Here is a 21,055-nt window from a genome sequence, read left to right as displayed (position 1 = left end):
TCACACCCACGTGTCCAGCCACATTCGCGCCCGCCAGTCGTCGATCGGGATGGCCTGGCCGGTGTAGATCGGCCAGAAGTAGATGAAGTTCCACGCGATCAGCAGGACCAGGACGCCCGCGGCCGTCGCGCCCGCCACGCGGCGGGTGTCCGAGGAGTCCCGCGGGCCGACGAGCGCCCCCAGGAGCATCGCCACCGCCAGGCACAGGAACGGCAGGAAGACGATCGCGTAGAAGTAGAAGATCGTGCGCTCCTGGTACAGGAACCAGGGCAGGTATCCGGCCACGACACCGCAGGCGATCGCGCCCGCCCGCCAGTCGCGCCGAAAGGCCCAGCGCCACAGCACGTAGAGCAGCGCCGCGCAGGCCACCCACCACAGCAGCGGCGTGCCGATCGCCAGCACCTCGCGGGCGCACTTGCCGCCCGCGTCCACCGGGCAGCCGTCCTTGCCGGGCGCCGGCGACTCGTAGAAGTACGACACCGGGCGGCCGGTGACGATCCAGCTCCACGGGTTCGACTCGTACGTGTGCGGCGAGGACAGGCCGACGTGGAACTCGTACACCTGGTGCTCGTAGTGCCACAGGCTGCGCCACCAGTCGGGGAACAGCCACGACCAGTCGCTGTCCTTGCCGTCGGTGGCGGCCCAGTTGCGGTAGTAGCCGCCCTTGCCGTTCGCCGGGGACAGGATCCAGCCCGTCCAGGACGCGATGTACGTGACGATCGCCACCGGCACCGTCGCCAGGAACGCCAGGCCCAGGTCGTGCCTGATCACCGCCGCGTACGGGTGCCGGGCGCCGGCCACCCGGCGGGAGGCGACGTCCCACAGCACCGTCATCACGCAGAACGCGGCCAGGACGTACAGGCCGTTCCACTTCGTGCCGATCGCCAGGCCCAGCATCAGCCCCGCCGCCCAGCGCCACGGCCGCCACAGCAGCGATGTCGTCTCCGCCGTGTGCGCGTCCGGCCGGACCCGGCCCTCGGCGTCGGCGGGCAGCGCCGCGGCGAGCTTCTCCCGCGCCCGGTCCCGGTCGATCAGCAGGCAGCCGAACGCCGCCAGCACGAAGAACATCAGCACCCCGTCGAGCAGCGCGGTGCGGCTCATCACGAAGTGCAGCCCGTCCACCGCCATCAGCGCGCCCGCCAGGCAGCCGAGGAACGTCGAGCGGAACAGCCGGCGCCCGATGCGGCACAGCATCAGGACGGACAGCGTGCCGAGCACCGCCGTCATGAAGCGCCAGCCGAACGGATCGAGGCCGAACATCAGCTCGCCGAGCCCGATGACGTACTTGCCCACCGGCGGATGCACGACGTACGCCGCGTCCGCCGGGATCGGCACGTCGCCGTTGGTCGCCAGGATCAGCTTGTTGGCGTTCTTGTCCCAGTTGACCTCGAAACCGCGGTGGACCAGCGCCCACGCGTCCTTGGCGTAGTACGTCTCGTCGAATATCACCGCCTTCGGGCTGCCCAGGTTCCAGAACCGGAGCACCCCGGCCAGCAGCGTCACCAGCAGCGGGCCGCCCCAGCCGGTCAGCCGCACCAGCCGCGCGGCCAGCGGCCTGCGCACGCCGAGCGCCTCCCACATCCGCGGGCCCGGCTCGTTGTACGGCGGCACCAGCCGGTCCCGGACGTCGCTCGTGGGCCGCGCCGTGTATCCGAAACGGCGCAGCCGCTGCTGCCACGACGGCTGCTCGTCGCGCGGTTCTGGGCCCTGCCGGGTGTCCGTCGAGGACGCGGTACTGGTCACCGCGCCATCGTAGGGAACCCTTCTGTGTGAGTCCCGCGCACGGGCCCACCCGTCCGGATGCGTTCGCCGTGAGCCGCCCCTGCGAGGATGGGAACGTGACTGGAACCCTTGTACTGGCGGGCACCCCCATCGGCGACGTCCAGGACGCCCCGCCCCGGCTCGCCGCGGAACTGGCCGGCGCCGACGTCGTCGCCGCCGAGGACACCCGCCGGCTGCGCCGCCTCACCCAGGCCCTCGGCGTCACGCCCCAGGGACGCGTGGTGTCGTACTTCGAGGGCAACGAGTCCGCCCGCACGCCCGAACTCGTCGCGGAACTCGTCGGCGGCGCGCGCGTGCTGCTCGTCACCGACGCCGGGATGCCGTCCGTCTCCGACCCCGGCTACCGGCTGGTCGCCGCGGCCGTCGAGCAGGACATCACGGTCACCGCCGTGCCCGGCCCGTCCGCGGTGCTCACCGCGCTCGCGCTGTCCGGGCTGCCCGTCGACCGGTTCTGCTTCGAGGGGTTCCCGCCGCGCAAGGCCGGCGAGCGGCTGACCCGGCTGCGCGAGGTCGCCGGGGAGCGCCGCACCCTCGTCTACTTCGAGGCGCCGCACCGCCTGGACGACACCCTCGCCGCCATGGCCGAGGCGTTCGGCCCCGACCGGCGTGCCGCGGTCTGCCGGGAACTGACCAAGACGTACGAGGAGGTCAGGCGCGGCCCGCTCGGCGAGCTGGCCGACTGGGCGCGCGACGGCGTGCGCGGCGAGATCACCGTCGTCGTGGAGGGCGCCCCCGAGAAGGGCCCGGAGGAACTCGACGCCGCCGAACTGGTACGCCGGGTGCGGGTCCGCGAGGAGGCGGGGGAGCGCCGCAAGGAGGCCATCGCCGCGGTCGCCGCGGAGGCGGGCGTGCCGAAGCGGGAGGTGTTCGACGCGGTGGTGGCGGCGAAGAACGCGGGGGCGTGAGGGCGTACGGCGCAACGCCGGGCGTGAGGGCGTACGGCGGCGCCCACCGGGCGAGCCGGCCGCCCTCCGCACACCACCCCCGCCCGCCCCTTTCGTAGGATCGGGGCATGCCTGCCAACGCCGCCCGCACGGACGACAACAACGACGCGCCGCCCCTGCCCGAGCCGCTCCGGGTGCCGGTCGCCGACTCGCACACCCACCTCGACATGCAGTCCGGCACGGTGGCGCAGGCCCTGGCGAAGGCCGCGTCCGTCGGGGTCACGACGGTCGTGCAGGTCGGCTGCGACCTCGCCGGCTCCCGCTGGGCCGCCGAGACGGCCGCCGCGTACGACGCCGTGCACGCGACCGTCGCCCTGCACCCCAACGAGGCCCCGCGCATCGTGCACGGCGACCCTGGGGGCACCTCCCGGCCCTCCAGGGCCGGGGGAGGCTGGTCCCGGCAGGGCGCCCGCGAGCCCGGCGGGGACGCCGCCCTGGACGAGGCGCTCGCCGAGATCGACCGGCTGGCCGGGCTCGCGCAGGTCAAGGGGGTCGGCGAGACCGGCCTCGACTACTTCCGCACCGGCCCGGAGGGCAAGGCGGCGCAGGAGCGGTCCTTCCGCGCCCACATCGAGATCGCCAAGCGGCACGGCAAGGCCCTCGTCATCCACGACCGCGACGCCCACGCGGACGTGCTGCGCGTGCTGAAGGAGGAGGGCGCGCCCGAGCGGACGGTGTTCCACTGCTACTCGGGCGACGCCGAGATGGCCGACATCTGCGCCCGCGCCGGGTACTTCATGTCCTTCGCCGGCAACGTCACCTTCAAGAACGCCCAGAACCTGCGCGACGCCCTGGCCGTGGCGCCGCTGGACCTGCTCCTCGTGGAGACGGACGCGCCCTTCCTGACGCCGGTGCCCTACCGCGGACGGCCCAACGCGCCCTATCTCGTCCCCGTCACGGTCCGGGCGATGGCCGCGGTGCGGGGCATCGGGGAGGACGCCCTGGCGACGGCGCTGGCGGCCAACACGGCACGGGCGTTCGGCTACTGACCGCACGCGCGTCGCTTTGTACGGTGACCGCCGCTCCACTAGGTTCTGGGCCCGATCCGGACCCCTCCGGTCCGGTCCTTCGGGCTGTGGAGCGTGTCGGCGTGGGCAAGACGCAGGACGAGACGGACAGGACATACGGCCGGGGCGCGTCGCGGCCGGGCGGACACCGGCGCAGGGCCCGCCCCGCCGAGCGCGCGGAGGGCTCCGTGCGCCGTCTGCTGCCGCAGGCGCTGGTCGTCGCGTTCCTCGCGGGCGGCACGAGCGCGTTCGTCGCCAAGGACAAGGCGATCGAGCTGAGCGTCGACGGCAGGACCCGCACCCTGCACACCTTCGCCGACGACGTCGGTGAACTCCTCGCCGAGGAGGGCCTGCGGGTCGGCGCCCACGACGTGGTGGCGCCCGCGCCGGACGCGGAGCTGGAGGACGGCGACGAGGTCGCCGTGCGCCACGGGCGTCCCGTGCGGCTCACCGTCGACGGCCACCGGCGCCAGGTGTGGACGACGGAACCGACCGTCGAGGGGGCGCTCAGACAGCTCGGGGTGCGCGCCGAGGGCGCGTACCTGTCGACGTCGCGCTCCCGGCGCATCGGGCGGGCGGGGCTCGCCCTCGACGTGCGCACCGAGCGCACGGTGACCATCCTGGCCGACGGCCGGGCCCGGACCATCCGCACGAACGCCGCGACCGTGCGGGAGGCCGTCGAGGCGGCCGGGGTGACGCTGCGCGGGCAGGACACCACGTCCGTGCCGCCGGACTCCTTCCCGCGCGACGGGCAGACGGTGACCGTGCTGCGGATCACGGCCGGCGAGGAGGTCCGCGAGGAGGTGATCCCGTTCCGGGAGCGGCGGGTGCCGGACGCGTCGCTGTTCCGCGGCACGGAGGTCGTCGAACGCGCCGGGCGGCCGGGGGTGCTGCGGGTCACCTACGCCGTGCGCACCGTCAACGGGGTCCGGCACCGACCGCGCCGGACCGGGGCCGAGGTGGTGCGCGAGCCGCGGACGCAGCTGGTGAAGGTCGGCACGCGGCCGCGGTCGGCCGGCGGGGCGGACGGCCTGAACTGGCGGGGCCTGGCGCAGTGCGAGTCGGGGGGCCGGGCCGACGCGGTGGACCCGTCGGGGACGTACGGGGGCCTCTACCAGTTCGACCGCCGGACCTGGCAGGCGCTCGGCGGAACCGGCCGCCCCCAGGACGCCCCCGCGTCGGAGCAGACGTACCGGGCGAAACTGCTCTACCAGCAGCAGGGCGCCGGCCCCTGGCCGCACTGCGGCAGCCGTCTGCACGGCTGAGCGGCCGGGCCGCCCGCCGGCACCGGCCCGCGCGGGCGACCCGTACCCTTGTCCCGTGACCAGCCCCACCCCCGACGCCCTTCTCGGACCCGCCGACGTGCGTGAACTCGCCGGTGCTCTCGGCGTGCGTCCCACCAAGCAGCGCGGCCAGAACTTCGTGATCGACGCGAACACCGTCCGCCGTATCGTCCGTACCGCGGACGTCCGCCCCGACGACGTCGTCGTGGAGGTCGGCCCGGGGCTCGGCTCCCTGACCCTGGCGCTGCTGGAGGCCGCCGACCGCGTGGTCGCCGTCGAGATCGACGACGTGCTCGCCGCCGCACTGCCCGCCACCGTCGAGGCCCGCATGCCGCAGCGCGCCGACCGCTTCGCGCTGGTGCACCGCGACGCCATGCAGGTCACCGAGCTGCCCGGCCCGGCCCCGACGGCGCTGGTGGCCAACCTGCCCTACAACGTCGCCGTCCCGGTCCTGCTGCACATGCTCGAGACCTTCCCGAGCATCGAACGGACCCTGGTGATGGTCCAGTCCGAGGTCGCCGACCGCCTCGCCGCCGCCCCCGGCTCGAAGGTGTACGGCGTCCCGTCCGTCAAGGCCAACTGGTACGCCGAGGTCAAGCGCGCCGGCGCGATCGGCCGCAACGTGTTCTGGCCCGCACCGAACGTCGACAGCGGGCTGGTGTCCCTGGTCCGCCGGAGCGAGCCGCCGAAGACCACGGCGTCCCGCAAGGACGTCTTCGCGGTCGTGGACGCCGCGTTCGCGCAGCGCCGCAAGACCCTGCGCGCGGCGCTCGCCGGCTGGGCCGGATCGGCGCCCGCCGCGGAGGCGGCCCTCGTCGCCGCCGGGATCTCCCCGCAGGCGCGCGGCGAGTCCCTCACCGTCGAGGAGTTCGCCCGCATCGCCGAGCACAAGGCCGCCGCCCAGCCCGAGGAGCCCGGTCACCCGTGAGCGTCACCGTCCGCGTCCCCGCCAAGGTCAACGTCCAGCTCGCGGTCGGCGCCGCCCGCCCCGACGGCTTCCACGACCTGGCCAACGTCTTCCTCGCGGTCGGCCTCTACGACGAGGTCACCGTCACCCCCTCCGACGACCTCCGCGTCACCTGCACGGGCCCCGACGCCGGCCAGGTGCCGCTGGACCGCACGAACCTGGCCGCCCGCGCCGCCGAGGCGCTCGCCGCCCGGTACGGCCGCAGCCCCGCCGTGCACATCCACATCGCCAAGGACATCCCCGTCGCCGGCGGCATGGCGGGCGGCAGCGCGGACGGCGCAGGCGCGCTGCTCGCCTGCGACGCGCTGTGGGGGACCGGCGCCTCCCGCGGGGAACTGCTCGCCCTCTGCGCGGAACTGGGCAGCGACGTGCCGTTCAGCCTGGTCGGCGGCGCCGCCCTCGGCACCGGGCGCGGCGAGCGGCTGACCCCCCTGGACGTCGGCGGCACCTTCCACTGGGTGTTCGCGATGGCGGCGCGCGGACTGTCCACCCCGGCCGTCTTCCGCGAGTTCGACCGGCTCGGCGAGGGCACGGACATCCCGGAGCCGGTCGCCTCGCGGGACCTGATCGACGCCCTCGCCAAGGGCGACACCGACGCGCTCGCCGCCGCCGTCCGCAACGACCTCCAGCCCGCCGCGCTGTCCCTCTTCCCGGAGCTCGCCGGCACCCTCGCCGCGGGCCGCGCCGCCGGGGCGCTCGCCGCGCTGGTCTCCGGCTCCGGCCCGACCACGGCGTTCCTCGCCCGGGACGCCGGGTCGGCGGCGGACATCGCGGACTCGCTGCGCGCCTCCGGCACCTGCCGCACGGTCCGCACGGCACCGGGACCGGCACCCGGAGCGACCGTCCTGTAACCACCCCCGGCCATCCCGGCCCCCGGCCGTCACGGCCACCGCGCCCGGGCCCCACCGGTGCCCGGGCCGTCACCCGACCGGCGCACACTACGCTGGGAGGCTGACCGATCCCCCTGCGCAGGAGAAAAATGGCCGTCAACCTGGTCAATGTCGAGAACGTCAGCAAGGTCTACGGCACCCGTGCCCTCCTCGACGGCATCTCGCTCGGCGTCTCGGAAGGGGACCGCATCGGTGTCGTCGGCCGCAACGGCGACGGCAAGACCACCCTGATCCGGATGCTGGCCAAGGTGGAGGAGGCCGACTCCGGACGGGTCACGCACTCCGGCGGGCTGCGCCTCGGCGTGCTCACCCAGCACGACTCCCTCGACCCCGCGGCGACCGTGCGGCACGAGGTCATCGGCGACATGGCCGACCACGAGTGGGCCGGCAACGCCAAGGTCAGGGACGTCCTCACCGGCCTGTTCGGCGGCCTCGACCTGCCCGGCTTCCCCAAGGGCCTGGACACGGTCATCGGCCCGCTGTCCGGCGGCGAGCGGCGCCGGATCGCGCTCGCCAAGCTGCTCATCGAGGAGCAGGACCTGATCGTCCTGGACGAGCCCACGAACCACCTCGACGTCGAGGGCATCGCCTGGCTCGCCCAGCACCTGCGCGAGCGCCGCTCGGCGCTGGTCTGCGTCACCCACGACCGCTGGTTCCTCGACCAGGTCTGCACCCGCATGTGGGACGTCCAGCGTGGCGTCGTCCACGAGTACGAGGGCGGCTACTCCGACTACGTCTTCGCCCGCGCCGAACGGGAACGCATCGCCGCCACCGAGGAGACCAAGCGGCAGAACCTGGTCCGCAAGGAGCTGGCCTGGCTGCGGCGCGGCGCGCCCGCGCGGACGTCCAAGCCGCGCTTCCGCGTCGAGGCCGCCAACGAGCTGATCAAGGACGTGCCGCCGCCCCGCGACACGAGCGAGCTGATGAAGTTCGCCTCCTCACGGCTCGGCAAGACCGTCTTCGAGCTGGAGGACGTCACCCTCCAGGCCGGCCCCAAGGTGCTGCTGAAGCACATCACCTGGCAGCTCGGCCCCGGTGACCGCATCGGCCTGGTCGGCGTGAACGGCGCGGGCAAGACCAGCCTGCTGCGCGCCATGGCCGACGCCGCCCGCACCCAGGGCGAGACGCAGCCCGCCGGCGGCAGCATCCGCGTCGGCAGGACCGTCAAGCTCGCCTACCTCTCGCAGGAGGTCTCCGAACTCGACCCGTCCTGGCGGGTCCTGGAGGCCGTGCAGCAGGTGCGCGAGCGCGTCGACCTGGGCAAGGGCCGCGAGATGACCGCCGGTCAGCTGTGCGAGACGTTCGGGTTCGGCAAGGAGAAGCAGTGGACGCCGGTCGGTGACCTGTCCGGCGGTGAGCGGCGCCGCCTGCAGCTGCTGCGGCTCCTCATGGACGAGCCCAACGTGCTGTTCCTGGACGAGCCCACCAACGACCTCGACATCGAGACGCTCACCCAGCTCGAGGACGTGCTCGACGGCTGGCCGGGCTCGATGATCGTCATCTCCCACGACCGGTTCTTCGTCGAGCGGACCACCGACCGGGTGTTCGCGCTGCTCGGCGACGGCACCCTGCGGATGCTGCCGCGCGGCATCGACGAGTACCTGGAGCGCCGCCGCCGCATGGAGGAGGCCGCCGCCGCCGCGGTCCCGGCCGCCGCGCGGGCCGACGCCGCCGCGGCCCCGGAGCGGAGCGCCGCCGACCAGCGCGCCGCGAAGAAGGAACTGCAGAAGATCGAGCGGCAGCTGGACAAGATCTCCGAGAAGGAGTCCCGGCTGCACGCGCGGATCGCCGAGAACGCCACGGACTTCGCCAAGGTGGCCGAACTCGACGCCGAACTGCGGGAGCTGGCCGGGCAGCGCGAGGAGCTGGAGATGCGCTGGCTGGAACTGGCGGAGGACGCGTAGCCGCCCGTGAAGGGGGCGTGAGGCACGTAACGGGGGCATCACGGGCCGGTCCTCCCTTGGGAACAGGGCAGGACGCGGCCCGTTGGCAGGTCGGCGCCGGGTGATAGAAAGAGCCGACCGAGAACCGGCCAGAACCGTCCGAGGCCGACTCCCAGTGGCGCTTCCGTACCTCGGGGCGTGGCGAAAAATCAGTGAGTAGAGGGGAACGAGCTGATGACTCAGCCGCCCAGCCAGCCGCCGCACGGCGGTTTCGGAGCACCGCAGGACCCGCCGCCGCAGCAGGGCTTCGGGGCCCCGCCGCCCCCGCAGGGCCCGCCGGGCACCCCGCCGCCGCCCCAGGGCCCGCCGCAGCCCGGGTACGGATACCCGCAGCAGCCGGGACCCTACGCCCAGCCGGGCCCGTACACCCCCGGCCCCTACGGGCAGCAGCCGGGGCCGTACGGGCAGCCCGGTTACGGCTATCCCACGCAGCCGCAGTACCCGGGTGCGCCCGGCACCCCGCCGTCCGGCTCCCGCAACCCGTTCAAGAACCGGACGGCGCTCGTGGTCGGCGCGGCGGTCGCGGCGCTTGTCGTGATCGGCGGCACGGTGTTCGCCGTGACGAACGGCGGCGACGACAAGGGCGACAAGCCGGTCGCGGGCAAGAGCGACGACCCCAAGCCGTCCGGGTCGCAGGCGCCGGTCAACCCCGGTGACGGCAGCGGCGACGGCGGCGAGGACCCCGAGAACCTCAACGAGGGCCGCCAGGCCGGCGAGGCGAGGGTGCTGTGGTACAAGGAGGCGCCCGACGCGCCCGGTTCCGGTGCCGAGGCCGAGGGCATGTGGATCACCGGCAAGACCGCGGTGAAGGCGGCGTACAAGCAGCTGTTCGCGTACAACGTCGGCGACGGCAGGCCCACCTGGGACGCGATCACCTTCCCGCAGAAGATCTGCGCGACGACACCGCAGAAGACGTCCGACGACAAGATCGTCGTCGCGTACATGAGCGGCAGCAGCGACCGCGCCAAGTGCAACCAGCTCCAGCAGGTCGACCTCAACACCGGTGAGCAGGGCTGGAAGGGGGAGGTCGCCGAGGGCGGCCTGTTCGACTCCACGCTCTCGCTGGGCCTGACCATCACGGGCGACACCCTGATGGTGGGCCGCTCCCAGTCCGGCACGGCGTACGACGTCACGTCCGGCAAGAAGCTGTGGGACAAGAAGAAGTACGGCGAAGCCTGCTTCCCGACCGCGTTCGCGGGCGGCGAGAGGATCGTCGCCGTGTCGTCCTGCGGCGCGAGCACCGCCAACGAGCACGACGAGGTGCAGGAGCTGGACCCGAGGACCGGCCGGGCCAAGTGGACCCAGAAGTTCGACAAGGGCTGGCGGGTCGCGCGCACCTACTCGGTGGACCCGCTGGTCGTCTACAGCACCAACGAGGACAAGAAGGCCTGGAACATCTCCACCATCGGCGACGACGGCAGGTTCCGCTCGCAGGTCGAGGTCGACGAGGACTTCGCCCCCGAGTGCGGCTGGGCCATCCTGGAGCGCAACCTCCAGGGCTGCCTGGGCGTGGCCGCCGACGACGACACGCTCTACCTGCCCACCAAGGCGACGGCCGCCGCCAACGAGATCGTGGCGATCAGCCTGGACACCGGCAAGGAGAAGTGGCGCGTCAAGTCCCCGGCGGACGAGTCGATGCTGCCGATGAAGGCCGAGGGCGGCAGGCTCGTCGCGTACGTGCAGCCGTCGTACGACGCGGGCGGCCAGGTCGTGTCGATCGCGACCTCCGGCAGCGGCCACCAGCCCACCAAGCTGCTGCAGAACCCGGCCGGCGCCGCCGACATCGAGAACGGCTTCTTCTCCAAGGCGATCGACTGGGTCGACGGCCGCTTCTACATCTCCACCACCCGGCTGAACGGAAACGACGACGCCAAGGAGAAGCTGATGCTCGCCTACGGCAAGTGACCCGGCCTCCCCCGTTCCGTCCGCCGCCCGATCCGTCTCCGAGGTACTGACGCCATGACCCAGCCGCCGCCCCCGCCGCCCGGCCAGCCCCCGCAGGGGGGAGGCTTCGGCCCGCCCCAGCCCCCGCAGCCACCTGGCGGACCGGACCTCGGCAAGGCCCCCCAGCCGCAGCCGGGCTACGGCTACCCGCAGGCGCCGCAGACCCCGCCCCCGGCCGCCCCGCCGCCCTACGGCCAGCCCAGCCCCTACGCCCGGCCGGGCGGATACGGCCAGCCGAACCCGTACGGCCAGCCCACCGCCCCGTACGGCCAGCAGCCCGGCTACGGCTACCCGCAGCCGCCGACCATGCCGCAGCAGCCCCAGCCGGGCGGCGGCGGACGGAAGATCAACGCGCAGCTCGCCATCATCGTGGCCGCCGTCGTGGCGATCGCCCTGATCGTCGGCGGCGGTGTCTGGTACGCGTCCGGCAAGGACGACGGCAAGAAGGACGACACCGCCAGCTCCACCGGAGGCGGCACGGGCGGCACCGACCCCAAGGGCGGCTCCGGCGCGGACGGCGGCTCGACGGGCGGCAAGGAGAAGGCGCCGTCCGACCCGGCGGGCAAGGTGCTCTTCCAGGTGCCGGCGCCCGAGGTGAAGGGCGACAGCAGCGTCGTCGTCTCCGGTTCGTGGATCACCGACAAGGTGTACGCCAAGAGCGGCGTCGCCGAGATCGTCGGCTACGACCCCGACAAGGGCTCCGAGCTGTGGACGATCGACCTGCCGGGACCGGTCTGCCAGGCCAGCCGGCACGTCACCGAGGACAACAGGACGGCGGTCACCTTCCAGCCCGCCATGCCGACCAAGGCCGACCCCTCGCACGGGTGCAGCCAGGTCGCGGCGATCGACCTGGACGCCGGCAAGAAGCTGTGGACGAAGACGCTCAAGACCGGTGACCGGGACGTCAGCTTCGACAACGTCACCCTCAGCGGCAGCACCGTCGCCGTGGGCGGCACCAGCGGCGGCGGCGCCTTCGACATCGCCTCCGGCAAGACGCTGTGGAGCCCCAAGCCGACCGACTCCTGCTACGACGCCGGGTACGGCGGCGGGGCGAGGCTGGTCGCGCTGCGCAAGTGCGGCCCGTACGACAACCGCCAGCTGCACGTCCAGACCATCGACCCGAAGTCCGGGAAGGTGATCTCGGAGTACAAGATGTCCGCGGGCATCGAGTACGCCAGCATCGTCTCCACCGAACCGCTGGTCGTGGCGGCCGACGTCGGTGACTCCGCGGGCGACGGCAGCGGCATCTCCGACTTCTTCTCCATCGACAACAAGACCGGCAAGCTGCGCGCCCGCATCTCCGCGCCCGGCGAGCAGTTCGCCGCCAAGTGCGACGGCATCTCCCGCATCGAGCACTGCCTGATGCTCGCCGTCGGCAACGACCGGCTGTACCTCCCCACCGAGGAGAAGGACAGCAGCGGCGACTACGGCCGGACGAACGAGATCGTCGCCTTCGACCTGGCCACCGGCAGGCAGACCGGCCAGCGCGCCGACGCGGGCGACGGCTACTCGATCACCCCGCTGCGCATGGACGGCGGCAACCTCCTGGCGTACAAGCGCCCGCCCTACGACAAGGGCGGCCAGGTCGTCAGCATCGACGGCGGCTCCTTCCAGCAGACGACACTGCTGGAGAACCCGGCGACGGAGTCGGTGCGCGACGCGGAGACCAGCCTGCTCCCGGACTTCGCGGAGCTGCTGTTCTCCCAGGGCCGCTTCTACATGTCGGCGGTGTACGCCAGCAAGCCCCGGACCACCTCGGACGAGAAGGAGTACCTGGCGGTCGCGTTCGGTACGAACTGACCGCTCCCCGTTCCACGGCCGCGGCCCCGCACCCGTCAGGGTGTGGGGCCGCCGTCGCGTATCCGGGCGTTTGTCGCCGGTAGGGGCAGCGCGAGGCGGAACTTGCGTGTAGCTTCCGGGGGCACTGACGCGTCCACACTGGAGGATTCACGGTGGGGCGTTCATCGTGAGGGTCCACGAGGGTCCGTTGGGGGACTGGGGGGTTGCTCGATGGGAGTGCGGCTCACGGTGGTCGACGACCACCGGTTGCTCGCCGAGGCACTGGCCTCGGCGCTGAAGCTGCGCGGGCACCGGGTGCTCGCCGCCACGGCGCCGACCGCGGGCGCGGCGGAGCTGGTGATCAGCCGGGCGCCGGAGGTGTGCCTGCTGGGGACGGCGACACCGGCCGAGCCCGGCATCTTCGACCCGGTGGCGAGGATCAAGCGGGAGCGTCCGCAGGTCGCGGTGGTGGTGCTGGGCCCGGTGCCCAGCCCGCGGGGCATCGCGGCGGCCTTCGCGGCGGGGGCCTCGGGGTACGTGCGGCACGACGAGCGCATAGAGGGCGTCGAGCGGGCGATCATGAAGGCACGCTCCGGCGAGGCGGCGGTCGCCCCGCAGCTGCTCCAGGGCGCCTTCGGCGAGCTGCTCAACCCCGCCGCCCAGCCGGACGACGAGGGCCAGCGCCTGCTCCGGATGCTCACCCCGAGGGAGGTCGAGGTCCTGGTCCGCGTCGCCGACGGCGAGGACACCCGCCTGATCGCCGCCGGCATGGGCATCGCCCCCTCCACCGCCCGCACCCACGTCCAGCGGGTCCTGATGAAGCTCGGGGTGGGCTCCCGGCTGGAGGCGGCGGCCCTGGCGGCGAGAACGGGGCTGCTGGACAGAGCGGGGGGCGTGCACGGGCCGCAGGACTGACCGGAGGGCGGACGCGGGCGGACGCGGGCGGACGCGGTGGGACGCGGGCGGGGCCCCGGGCACGCCGGGCCGCGCGAACCGCCCGGCGCCCACCCCGGCACCGGCGGCAGGTCACCCGCCCGGCGCCCGCCCGGACACCGTCGGCAGGTCACGTGCCCGCCGTCACTCCCCGGCCCTGCTCCCGGGGTTCGCGGCGTCCCCGGAGTCCCCGGGTGCCAGGTCCGGCGGCGGCGGGGCCACCGGCCGCAGCTTCAGCCACGCCAGGAAGAACAGCCCGAGCAGCAGCATCCCCAGGCCGGTCCACAGGTTGATGTTGACGCCCTCGGCCTTGGCGATGTCCGCGTCGGACGCCGTGAACCCCGCGATCGTCACGATCACGCCGTAGATCACGAACAGCCCGCCGATGATCCGCCGGATGTCGAACAGCCGGGCGGCGGTCGTCGACTTGGTCTCCAGCTCGGAGACCTCGCGGTGGACGTCCTTCTCGGAGTAGTACTCGCTCATGGTCTCTCCATCCTCCCGCGGTCAGAACGAGAACGGGATGTAGCAGGCGGCCGCGAGGATCACCGCGCCCCAGCCCAGCAGGGCCGGCTTGCGGTACCAGGCGTCGTCGCCCGCGGCGGGCGGCTCGGACATGCCGGGCGAGGTGGTGCCGTACACCAGCCCCTGGAGTTCCTCGGCGGGCTTGGGCCGGGTGAACAGCGAGACGGCCACCATGACGACCGCGCCCGCGACGAACCCGGCGATCGCGGAGACGAAGTTGGCGCCCTGGTCGGAGGGGATGTCGACGATGCCCTGCTTGTAGATCCAGAAGTAGTTCACCATCGCGGCGGTGGTGCCCGCGATCAGGCCCCAGAAGCCGGACTTCATGGAGGCGCGCTTCCAGAACATGCCGATGATGAAGACGACGAACATCGGGACGTTGAAGAAGGAGAACAGCGTCTGGAGGTAGCTCATGATGTTCGAGAACGACGACGCGAGGAACGCCGTGCCGATCGAGGCCAGCACGCCGATCGCGGTGATGAGGCGCCCGAACCGCACGTAGTAGTCGTCGTCGCGGCCCCTGACCACGTACTTCGCCCAGATGTCGGTGGTGAAGACGGTGTTGAAGGACGACACGTTCGCCGCCATGCCCGCCATGAACGCGGCCAGCAGACCGGTCACCGCGATGCCCAGCACGCCGTTGGGCAGCAACTGCTCCATCAGGTAGGGGATGGCGTCGTTGTACTGGAGGTCGGAGCCCGGCGTGCCGATCTTCGGCACCAGCACGGCGGCGACCAGGCCCGGGATCATGACGAGGAAGACGATGAAGATCTTCGGGAACGCGGCGATCAGCGGGGTGCGCTGGGCGGCGGAGAGGTTCTTCGCGGACAGCGCGCGCTGCACCTCGGCGAAGTTCGTCGTCCAGTAGCCGAAGGACAGCACGAAGCCGAGGCCGAGGACGATGGTCAGCCAGTTCGCGCCGAGCGGGTTGTCGCTGCCGATGCCGGTGCCGCCCCAGGCGGTCATGAAGTCACCGCCCTGCGACCTGGTCAGCGAGTCGGACAGGCCGTCCCAGCCGCCCACGCTCTTGAGGCCCAGCACCGTGATGGGGATGAGCGCGGCGAGGATCACGAAGAACTGCAGGACCTCGTTGTAGATCGCGGAGGACAGCCCGCCGAGGGTGATGTAGGCGAGCACGAAGAAGCCGGCGACGACGATCGCCACCCACTGCGGCCAGCCGAGCAGCGCCTCGACGACGATGGCGAGGGCGTACAGGTTGACGCCGGCGATCAGGATGGCGGCGAAGGCGAACAGGACCGAGCTGAGCAGGTGCGCCGCCTTGTCGAAGCGCAGCAGCAGGAACTCGGGGACCGAGCGGACCTTGGAGCCGTAGTAGAACGGCATCATCACCAGGCCGAGGAAGACCATCGCGGGGATGGCGCCGATCCAGTACCAGTGGGTGGTGTAGACGCCGTACTGCGCGCTGTTGGCGGCCATGCCGAGGATCTCGGTGGCGCCGAGGTTGGCGGCGATGAAGGCGAGGCCGGTGACCCAGGCGGGCAGGGAGCGGCCCGAGAGGAAGAAGTCGAGGCTGGTCTTCACCGACCGGCGGGCGGCGAAGCCGATGCCGAGCACGACGACGAAGTAGATGCCGAGGATCGTGTAGTCGAGCCAGTTCGTCGGGAGCCGCAGCTCCGCTGCCAGGTATGTGGGAGTTTCCATAAGCACTCGCTTCGTTGCGCGAACTGATCCGGTGCCGGGACTCATGCCTCGATGTTCAGTTTTTGAACACTTCCGATGGTCGTCTTTGTTGGATCGTGATCTGAGCGCTTCCGTGGTGGCTTATGTTTTGCTATGTTGACTTCTGTTTGAAGTATGGGGCAGCCCGAAGCGGCTCGAACGAGGAGTCCGGCGTGAAGAAGACCTCGACCCGGCTGGCCGACGGCCGCGAGCTGATCTACTACGACCTGCGGGGCGACACCGTGCGCGGGGCGGCCGACCGCCGCCCGCTGGAGCGGACCGTCACCACCTCCGAGGTCCGCCGCGACGTGCTGCTCGGCGACAGCGTCGCCATCGCCTCCCACCGCCAGGGCCGCACCTACCACCCGCCGGCCGACGAGTGCCCGCTGTGCCCCTCGCGGGGCGACCGGCTGAGCGAGATCCCGGAGCCGTCGTACGACGTCGTGGTCTTCGAGAACCGCTTCCCGTCCCTGGCCGGCGACTCCGGCCGCTGCGAGGTCGTCTGCTTCACCTCCGACCACCACGCCTCCTTCGCCGACCTGAGCGAGGAGCAGGCACGCCTGGTCCTCGACGCGTGGACCGACCGCACGGCCGAGCTGTCCCATGTCCCCTCCGTGGAGCAGGTGTTCTGCTTCGAGAACCGCGGCGCCGAGATCGGTGTGACGCTCGGTCACCCGCACGGGCAGATCTACGCCTACCCGTTCACCACCCCGCGCACTGCCCTGATGCTCCGTTCACTCGCGTCCCACAAGGAGGCGACGGGCGGGGAGAACCTGTTCGACGCCGTGCTGGAGCGCGAACTGTCCGGCGAGCGGGTCGTCCTGGAGAGTGACCACTGGGCGGCGTTCGTGCCGTACGCCGCGCACTGGCCGTACGAGGTGCACCTGTACCCCAAGCGCCGCGTGCCCGACCTGCCGGGGCTCGCGGAGGCGGCACGCGCGGAGTTCCCCGCGGTGTACCTGGAGCTGCTGAAGCGCTTCGACCGGATCTTCGGCGAGAGCGAGCCCCCGACGCCGTACATCGCGGCCTGGCACCAGGCGCCGTTCGGCCACCTGGACGACTTCGAGGGCGTCACGCGCGACGACTTCGCGCTCCACCTCGAGCTTTTCACCATCCGCCGCACTTCCGGCAAGCTGAAGTTCCTCGCGGGTTCCGAGTCCGGCATGAACGTGTTCATCAACGACGTGCCGCCGGAGCGTGCGGCCGAGCGACTGCGAGAGGTAGCGAGTTCATGAGCGGGAAGTACCTGGTGACGGGCGGGGCGGGTTACGTCGGCAGCGTGGTCGCCCAGCACCTGCTGGAGGCGGGCCACGAGGTCGTCGTGCTCGACAACCTCTCCACCGGCTTCCGCGAGGGCGTGCCCGCCGGCGCCTCCTTCGTGGAGGGCGACATTCGCGACGCCGCCAAGTGGCTGGACCCCTCCTTCGACGCGGTGCTGCACTTCGCGGCGTTCTCCCAGGTCGGCGAGTCGGTCGTGAAGCCCGAGAAGTACTGGGACAACAACGTCGGCGGCACCATGGCCCTGCTGGAGGCCATGCGCACGGCGGGCGTGCGCAGACTCGTGTTCTCCTCCACCGCGGCCACCTACGGCGAGCCGGACGAGATCCCGATCGCCGAGACCGCGCCGACCAGGCCGACCAACCCCTACGGCGCCTCCAAGCTCGCCGTCGACCACATGATCACCGGCGAGGCGGCGGCGCACGGCCTGGGCGCGGTCTCGCTGCGCTACTTCAACGTGGCGGGCGCCTACGGCGCGTACGGCGAGCGGCACGACCCCGAGTCGCACCTCATCCCGCTGGTCCTCCAGGTCGCGCAGGGCCGCCGCGAGGCGATCTCCGTCTTCGGCGACGACTACCCGACGCCGGACGGCACCTGCGTGCGCGACTACATCCACGTCGCCGACCTGGCCGAGGCGCACCTGCTGGCGCTGCGGGCCGCCGAGCCCGGCCGGCACCTGATCTGCAACCTCGGCAACGGCAACGGCTTCTCGGTCCGCGAGGTCGTCGAGACCGTCCGGCAGGTCACCGGCCACCCGATCCCGGAAGTGGTCGCCCCCCGCCGCGGCGGCGACCCGGCGGTCCTGGTCGCGTCGGCGGACACGGCCCGCGAGAAGCTGGGCTGGAACCCGTCGCGCGCCGACCTCGCGGAGATCGTCGCGGACGCGTGGGAGTTCGCGCAGAAGCGCGCCGACCAGACGTCACGGAAGGGTCAGGTCAGGGCATGAGCGAGGCTGTTGCCGACGCGGTCGCCGAACGGTTCGAGGAGCTGTACGGGGCCGCGCCGCACGGGGTGTGGGCGGCGCCGGGCCGCGTCAACCTCATCGGCGAGCACACCGACTACAACGACGGCTTCGTCATGCCGTTCGCGCTGCCGCACACCGCGGTCGCCGCGGTCTCCCGGCGCGACGACGGCGTGCTGCGGCTGCACTCGGCGGACGTCGAGGGCGGTGTCGCCGAGCTGCGCCTGGACGGCCTGGCGCCCGAGTCGGACAAGAACTGGACGGCGTACCCGGCGGGCGTGGTGTGGGCGCTGCGCGAGGCCGGCCACGCGGTGACCGGCGCGGACGTCCACCTCGCCTCGACGGTCCCGGCGGGCGCCGGCCTGTCGTCGTCGGCGGCCCTCGAAGTCGTGGTGGCCCTCGCCCTGAACGACCTGTTCGGCCTGGACCTGCGCGGCTGGCAGCTGGCCCGCCTGTGCCAGCGCGCGGAGAACGTCTACGTCGGCGCCCCGGTCGGCATCATGGACCAGACGGCGTCGGCGTGCTGCCAGGACGGCCACGCCCTCTTCCTCGACACCCGCGACCTGTCCCAGCGCCAGATCCCCTTCGACCTCGCGGCCGAGGGCCTGCGGCTGCTCGTGGTCGACACGCAGGTCAAGCACTCCCACAGCGAGGGCGAGTACGGCAAGCGCCGCGCCGGCTGCGAGAAGGGCGCCGCCCTGCTCGGCGTCGACGCCCTGCGGGACGTGCCGTACGCCGAACTGGACGCGGCGCTCGACCGGCTGGGCGACGAGGAGGAGGTGCGCCGCCTGGTGCGGCACGTGGTCACGGAGGACGAGCGCGTGGAGCGGGTCGTCGCCCTGCTGGAGTCGGGCGAGACGCGCGCGATCGGCCCGGTCCTGGTCGAGGGCCACGCCTCGCTGCGCGACGACTTCCGCATCTCCTGCCCGGAACTCGACCTGGTCGTGGACACGGCCCTGGCCACCGGCGCCCTCGGCGCCCGCATGACGGGCGGCGGCTTCGGCGGCTCGGCGATCGTGCTGGTGGAGGAGTCCGGCGTCGAGGCGGTCACGAAGGCGGTCGAGGAGGCCTTCGCGGCGTCCGGCTGCACGGCCCCCCGGGTCTTCGAAGCGGTACCCGCGCCCGGCGCACGCCGGGTGCGCTGACCCGGGCGGCCCTCACCCCAGCCGCTTCGTCAGCGTGTACTCCGTGATCCCCGGCGGATAGTCGGGGATCACGCACACCACCTCGTAGCCGTGTTTCCCGTAGAAGCCGGGGGCCTGGAAGTCCCAGGTCTCCAGGCGGGCCGACCGGCAGCCGCGGTCCTCGCGGGCGGTGCGCTCGGCGCGGGCGAGCAGCCCGGAGCCGAGGCCCGCGCCGCGGTGGCGCCCGTCGACCCACAGGTACGTCACGTGCAGCCAGGTCGCCCAGGTGTGGCCCACCAGACCGCCCGCGAGCTGTCCGCCGGCGTCCAGGGCCCACACGTGCAGCGGCGCCTCGCGTTCCGCCGGGGAGCCGCGCAGGGCGCGCAGTACCGGGGACGCGGCCGTGTTCGCGTCCCGCAGCCGGGCGCGGAGCAGATCACGGCGGCCCCTGTCGACTTCTGTCTCGAAACGAAACATGCGGCACACCATAAACGCGCCCGCGGGGGCAGTTCTGCAAAGAGCCTTCCGCTGCCCGGCCCCGTCCGTACTCTGAGGAACAGTGCGCCGGTGGGGGCCGGCGCCGATCAGGGTGCGAGACAGCCGGGTACGGCGCCCGAAGCGGGGGTAGCAGTGTCTGCACGGCGGCGGCCGTGCGGGCGCTGCGGCCCGTCCCCGGGCAGTCCGGTCGGACCGTGGCTCATCGGGCGCCGTATCCGTGCCGGTGTCGTCCTCCCACAACGGGTGACCCCTGCTCCTCGGGAGCGTGGGGAAGGGGGTTTCGTGGTGCGCATCCGAGTCCTGGTCGTCGACGACCACCGCATCTTCGCCGAGTCGCTCGCCGCGGCCCTGGCCGCCGAACCCGACGTCGACGTGTCCGCTGCGGGCAGCGGCCCCGCCGCGCTGCGCTGCCTGGAGCGGGCGGCGGGCGAGGGGCGCCGCTTCGACGTGGCGCTGGTCGACGCCGACCTGGGCGGCAGGGCGCCGGGCGCGCGCCCGGCCGTGCCGGTCCGCGAGGGCGACGAGGACGGCCTGGTGGACGGGATCTCCCTGGTCGCCGGGGTGCGCACGGCGCAGCCGAACGTCCGGACGGTCGTCCTCGCCGAGAAGGACGACCCGCGCCGCGCCGCGCTCGCCCTGCAAGCCGGGGCCTCGGGCTGGGTCGCCAAGGACTGCTCCCTGTCCCGGCTGCTCACCGTCATACGGGGCGTGCTGCGCGACGAGACGCATCTGCCGCCCGCCCTGCTGACCGGCGTGCTGCGCGAGCTGACCGCCGCCCGCAAGCACCGCACCGAGAGCGAGCGGCTGGTGGAGTCGCTGACCCCGCGCGAGCGGGAGGTGCTGCGCTGCATGGTCGCCGGTCTGGGGCGCAAGGCCGTCGCCGAGCGGCTGTACCTGTCCCCGCACACGGTGCGCACCCACATGCAGAACGTGCTGGGCAAGCTGGGCGTGCACTCCACCCTCGCCGCGGTCGCCCTGGCCCGCCGGGCCGGTGTCGGGCCCGTGGACCTAGCCGGGGATGTTGTCGAACGGGGCGGTCAGCTGGCGTAGCAGCCCGGCCAGCTCGGCGCGCTCGGCGCGGGACAGCTCCGCGAGGATCGCGCGCTCCTGCTCCAGCAGCCCGGCCAGTGCCTGATCGGCGCGGTCGCGTCCCTCGTCGGTCAGCCGCACCAGCACGCCGCGGCGGTCGCTCGGATCGGGCAGCCGCTCCACCAGGCCCTTCTTCGCCAGCCGGTCGATCCGGTTCGTCATCGTGCCGGACGTGACCAGGGTCTGCGTCAGCAGCTGCCCCGGCGAGAGCTGGTACGGGGTGCCCGCGCGCCGCAGCGCCGTCAGGACGTCGAACTCCCACGGCTCCAGGCTGTGCTCGGCGAACGCCAGTCGGCGGGCGCGGTCCAGGTGCCGGGCCAGTCTGCTCACGCGGCTGAGCACCTCGAGCGGTTCCACGTCGAGGTCCGGGCGCTCCCGGCGCCACGCTGCCACCAGCCGATCGACCTCGTCCTCCATGACGATCAGTG

At 72.9% G+C, this 21,055-nt stretch carries 18 protein-coding genes; 13 read left to right on the top strand and 5 right to left on the bottom strand.

The window, feature by feature from the left end; genetic code table 11:
* Positions 1 to 1,743, bottom strand: coding sequence for a phospholipid carrier-dependent glycosyltransferase (locus tag AB0M97_RS08770; RefSeq protein ID WP_365960030.1), 1,743 nt, complete (start codon positions 1,741 to 1,743; stop codon positions 1 to 3).
* Positions 1,744 to 1,838: 95 nt separating this feature from the next.
* On the opposite strand from AB0M97_RS08770, the gene rsmI reads away from it, so the two are divergent.
* The 9 genes from rsmI to AB0M97_RS08725 all read left to right on the top strand — a co-directional run bounded on the left by rsmI (position 1,839) and on the right by AB0M97_RS08725 (position 13,454).
* A complete protein-coding gene (rsmI, locus tag AB0M97_RS08765; protein ID WP_365960029.1) occupies positions 1,839 to 2,687 on the top strand; it encodes a 16S rRNA (cytidine(1402)-2'-O)-methyltransferase in 849 nt (282 codons plus the stop codon).
* A 107-nt stretch (positions 2,688 to 2,794) separates the two neighbouring features.
* Positions 2,795 to 3,715 (top strand): TatD family hydrolase, encoded by a 921-nt coding sequence (locus tag AB0M97_RS08760; protein ID WP_365960028.1) that lies wholly within the window; start codon positions 2,795 to 2,797, stop codon positions 3,713 to 3,715.
* Complete coding sequence (locus AB0M97_RS08755) at positions 3,712 to 4,998, top strand: ubiquitin-like domain-containing protein (protein WP_365960144.1); 1,287 nt, start codon at positions 3,712 to 3,714, stop codon at positions 4,996 to 4,998. The genes AB0M97_RS08760 and AB0M97_RS08755 overlap by 4 nt, the downstream gene beginning before the upstream one ends.
* A 55-nt stretch (positions 4,999 to 5,053) precedes the next feature.
* Positions 5,054 to 5,944 (top strand): 16S rRNA (adenine(1518)-N(6)/adenine(1519)-N(6))-dimethyltransferase RsmA, encoded by an 891-nt coding sequence (gene rsmA / locus AB0M97_RS08750; protein WP_365960027.1) that lies wholly within the window; start codon positions 5,054 to 5,056, stop codon positions 5,942 to 5,944.
* Positions 5,941 to 6,834, top strand: coding sequence for a 4-(cytidine 5'-diphospho)-2-C-methyl-D-erythritol kinase (locus tag AB0M97_RS08745; RefSeq protein ID WP_365960026.1), 894 nt, complete (start codon positions 5,941 to 5,943; stop codon positions 6,832 to 6,834). Before rsmA ends, AB0M97_RS08745 begins: the two co-directional genes overlap by 4 nt.
* Before the next feature lie 128 nt (positions 6,835 to 6,962).
* Positions 6,963 to 8,777 (top strand): ABC-F family ATP-binding cassette domain-containing protein, encoded by a 1,815-nt coding sequence (locus AB0M97_RS08740; protein WP_365960025.1) that lies wholly within the window; start codon positions 6,963 to 6,965, stop codon positions 8,775 to 8,777.
* Positions 8,778 to 8,990: 213 nt separating this feature from the next.
* Entirely contained in the window at positions 8,991 to 10,721 is a 1,731-nt protein-coding gene (locus tag AB0M97_RS08735; protein WP_365960024.1) for a PQQ-binding-like beta-propeller repeat protein, read from the top strand.
* Between the two features lie 54 nt (positions 10,722 to 10,775).
* A complete protein-coding gene (locus tag AB0M97_RS08730) occupies positions 10,776 to 12,560 on the top strand; it encodes a PQQ-binding-like beta-propeller repeat protein (RefSeq protein WP_365960023.1) in 1,785 nt (594 codons plus the stop codon).
* A 210-nt stretch (positions 12,561 to 12,770) separates the two neighbouring features.
* Positions 12,771 to 13,454, top strand: coding sequence for a response regulator transcription factor (locus AB0M97_RS08725; RefSeq protein WP_365960022.1), 684 nt, complete (start codon positions 12,771 to 12,773; stop codon positions 13,452 to 13,454).
* A 162-nt stretch (positions 13,455 to 13,616) separates the two neighbouring features.
* On the opposite strand, the gene AB0M97_RS08720 is transcribed toward AB0M97_RS08725, so the two are convergent.
* Together AB0M97_RS08720 and AB0M97_RS08715 are read right to left on the bottom strand one after the other, a co-directional pair.
* Positions 13,617 to 13,958, bottom strand: a complete 342-nt coding sequence (locus tag AB0M97_RS08720) for a hypothetical protein (RefSeq protein ID WP_365960021.1) — start codon at positions 13,956 to 13,958, stop codon at positions 13,617 to 13,619.
* 21 nt (positions 13,959 to 13,979) lie between these two features.
* Positions 13,980 to 15,659: a sodium:solute symporter family protein gene (locus tag AB0M97_RS08715; protein WP_365960020.1), complete on the bottom strand. Its 1,680-nt coding sequence runs from the start codon at positions 15,657 to 15,659 to the stop codon at positions 13,980 to 13,982.
* 191 nt (positions 15,660 to 15,850) lie between these two features.
* On the opposite strand from AB0M97_RS08715, the gene galT reads away from it, so the two are divergent.
* The 3 genes from galT to galK are packed head-to-tail and all read left to right on the top strand — an operon-like array spanning position 15,851 to position 19,061.
* A complete protein-coding gene (gene galT / locus AB0M97_RS08710; RefSeq protein ID WP_365960019.1) occupies positions 15,851 to 16,912 on the top strand; it encodes a galactose-1-phosphate uridylyltransferase in 1,062 nt (353 codons plus the stop codon).
* A complete protein-coding gene (gene galE / locus AB0M97_RS08705) occupies positions 16,909 to 17,901 on the top strand; it encodes a UDP-glucose 4-epimerase GalE (protein ID WP_365960018.1) in 993 nt (330 codons plus the stop codon). The genes galT and galE overlap by 4 nt, the downstream gene beginning before the upstream one ends.
* The gene (galK, locus tag AB0M97_RS08700; RefSeq protein ID WP_365960017.1) at positions 17,898 to 19,061 is read left to right on the top strand and encodes a galactokinase; all 1,164 of its coding nucleotides are present in this window, start codon (positions 17,898 to 17,900) and stop codon (positions 19,059 to 19,061) included. The genes galE and galK overlap by 4 nt, the downstream gene beginning before the upstream one ends.
* A 12-nt stretch (positions 19,062 to 19,073) precedes the next feature.
* On the opposite strand, the gene AB0M97_RS08695 is transcribed toward galK, so the two are convergent.
* Positions 19,074 to 19,529 (bottom strand): GNAT family N-acetyltransferase, encoded by a 456-nt coding sequence (locus tag AB0M97_RS08695; RefSeq protein ID WP_365960016.1) that lies wholly within the window; start codon positions 19,527 to 19,529, stop codon positions 19,074 to 19,076.
* 291 nt (positions 19,530 to 19,820) lie between these two features.
* Here AB0M97_RS08695 and AB0M97_RS08690 point away from each other — a divergent pair, with 291 nt between their 5' ends.
* Entirely contained in the window at positions 19,821 to 20,588 is a 768-nt protein-coding gene (locus AB0M97_RS08690; RefSeq protein WP_365960015.1) for a response regulator transcription factor, read from the top strand.
* On the opposite strand, the gene tamR is transcribed toward AB0M97_RS08690, so the two are convergent.
* On the bottom strand, positions 20,547 to 21,044 hold the full coding sequence (tamR, locus tag AB0M97_RS08685) for a MarR family transcriptional regulator TamR (protein ID WP_365960014.1): 498 nt from the start codon (positions 21,042 to 21,044) through the stop codon (positions 20,547 to 20,549). The genes AB0M97_RS08690 and tamR overlap by 42 nt on opposite strands.
* Positions 21,045 to 21,055: the final 11 nt, after the last annotated feature.

This window comes from Streptomyces sp. NPDC051207 (assembly GCF_040682395.1).
Taxonomy (GTDB): Bacteria; Actinomycetota; Actinomycetes; order Streptomycetales; family Streptomycetaceae; genus Streptomyces.
The sequence above is the reverse complement of the archived record's forward strand: the minus strand, read 5'-3'. Positions and strand labels throughout refer to the sequence as shown.

What these genes read in the sequence shown, in the direction of transcription:
- AB0M97_RS08730 (WP_365960023.1), top strand. Translation starts at nt 10,776, where the DNA reads ATGACCCAGCCGCCGCCCCCGCCGCCCGGCCAGCCCCCGCAGGGGGGA.
- AB0M97_RS08715 (WP_365960020.1), bottom strand. Translation starts at nt 15,659, where the DNA reads ATGGAAACTCCCACATACCTGGCAGCGGAGCTGCGGCTCCCGACGAAC.
- AB0M97_RS08735 (WP_365960024.1), top strand. Translation starts at nt 8,991, where the DNA reads ATGACTCAGCCGCCCAGCCAGCCGCCGCACGGCGGTTTCGGAGCACCG.
- AB0M97_RS08720 (WP_365960021.1), bottom strand. Translation starts at nt 13,958, where the DNA reads ATGAGCGAGTACTACTCCGAGAAGGACGTCCACCGCGAGGTCTCCGAG.
- AB0M97_RS08725 (WP_365960022.1), top strand. Translation starts at nt 12,771, where the DNA reads ATGGGAGTGCGGCTCACGGTGGTCGACGACCACCGGTTGCTCGCCGAG.
- tamR (WP_365960014.1), bottom strand. Translation starts at nt 21,044, where the DNA reads ATGGAGGACGAGGTCGATCGGCTGGTGGCAGCGTGGCGCCGGGAGCGC.
- AB0M97_RS08760 (WP_365960028.1), top strand. Translation starts at nt 2,795, where the DNA reads ATGCCTGCCAACGCCGCCCGCACGGACGACAACAACGACGCGCCGCCC.
- galK (WP_365960017.1), top strand. Translation starts at nt 17,898, where the DNA reads ATGAGCGAGGCTGTTGCCGACGCGGTCGCCGAACGGTTCGAGGAGCTG.
- AB0M97_RS08740 (WP_365960025.1), top strand. Translation starts at nt 6,963, where the DNA reads ATGGCCGTCAACCTGGTCAATGTCGAGAACGTCAGCAAGGTCTACGGC.
- AB0M97_RS08695 (WP_365960016.1), bottom strand. Translation starts at nt 19,529, where the DNA reads ATGGTGTGCCGCATGTTTCGTTTCGAGACAGAAGTCGACAGGGGCCGC.
- galE (WP_365960018.1), top strand. Translation starts at nt 16,909, where the DNA reads ATGAGCGGGAAGTACCTGGTGACGGGCGGGGCGGGTTACGTCGGCAGC.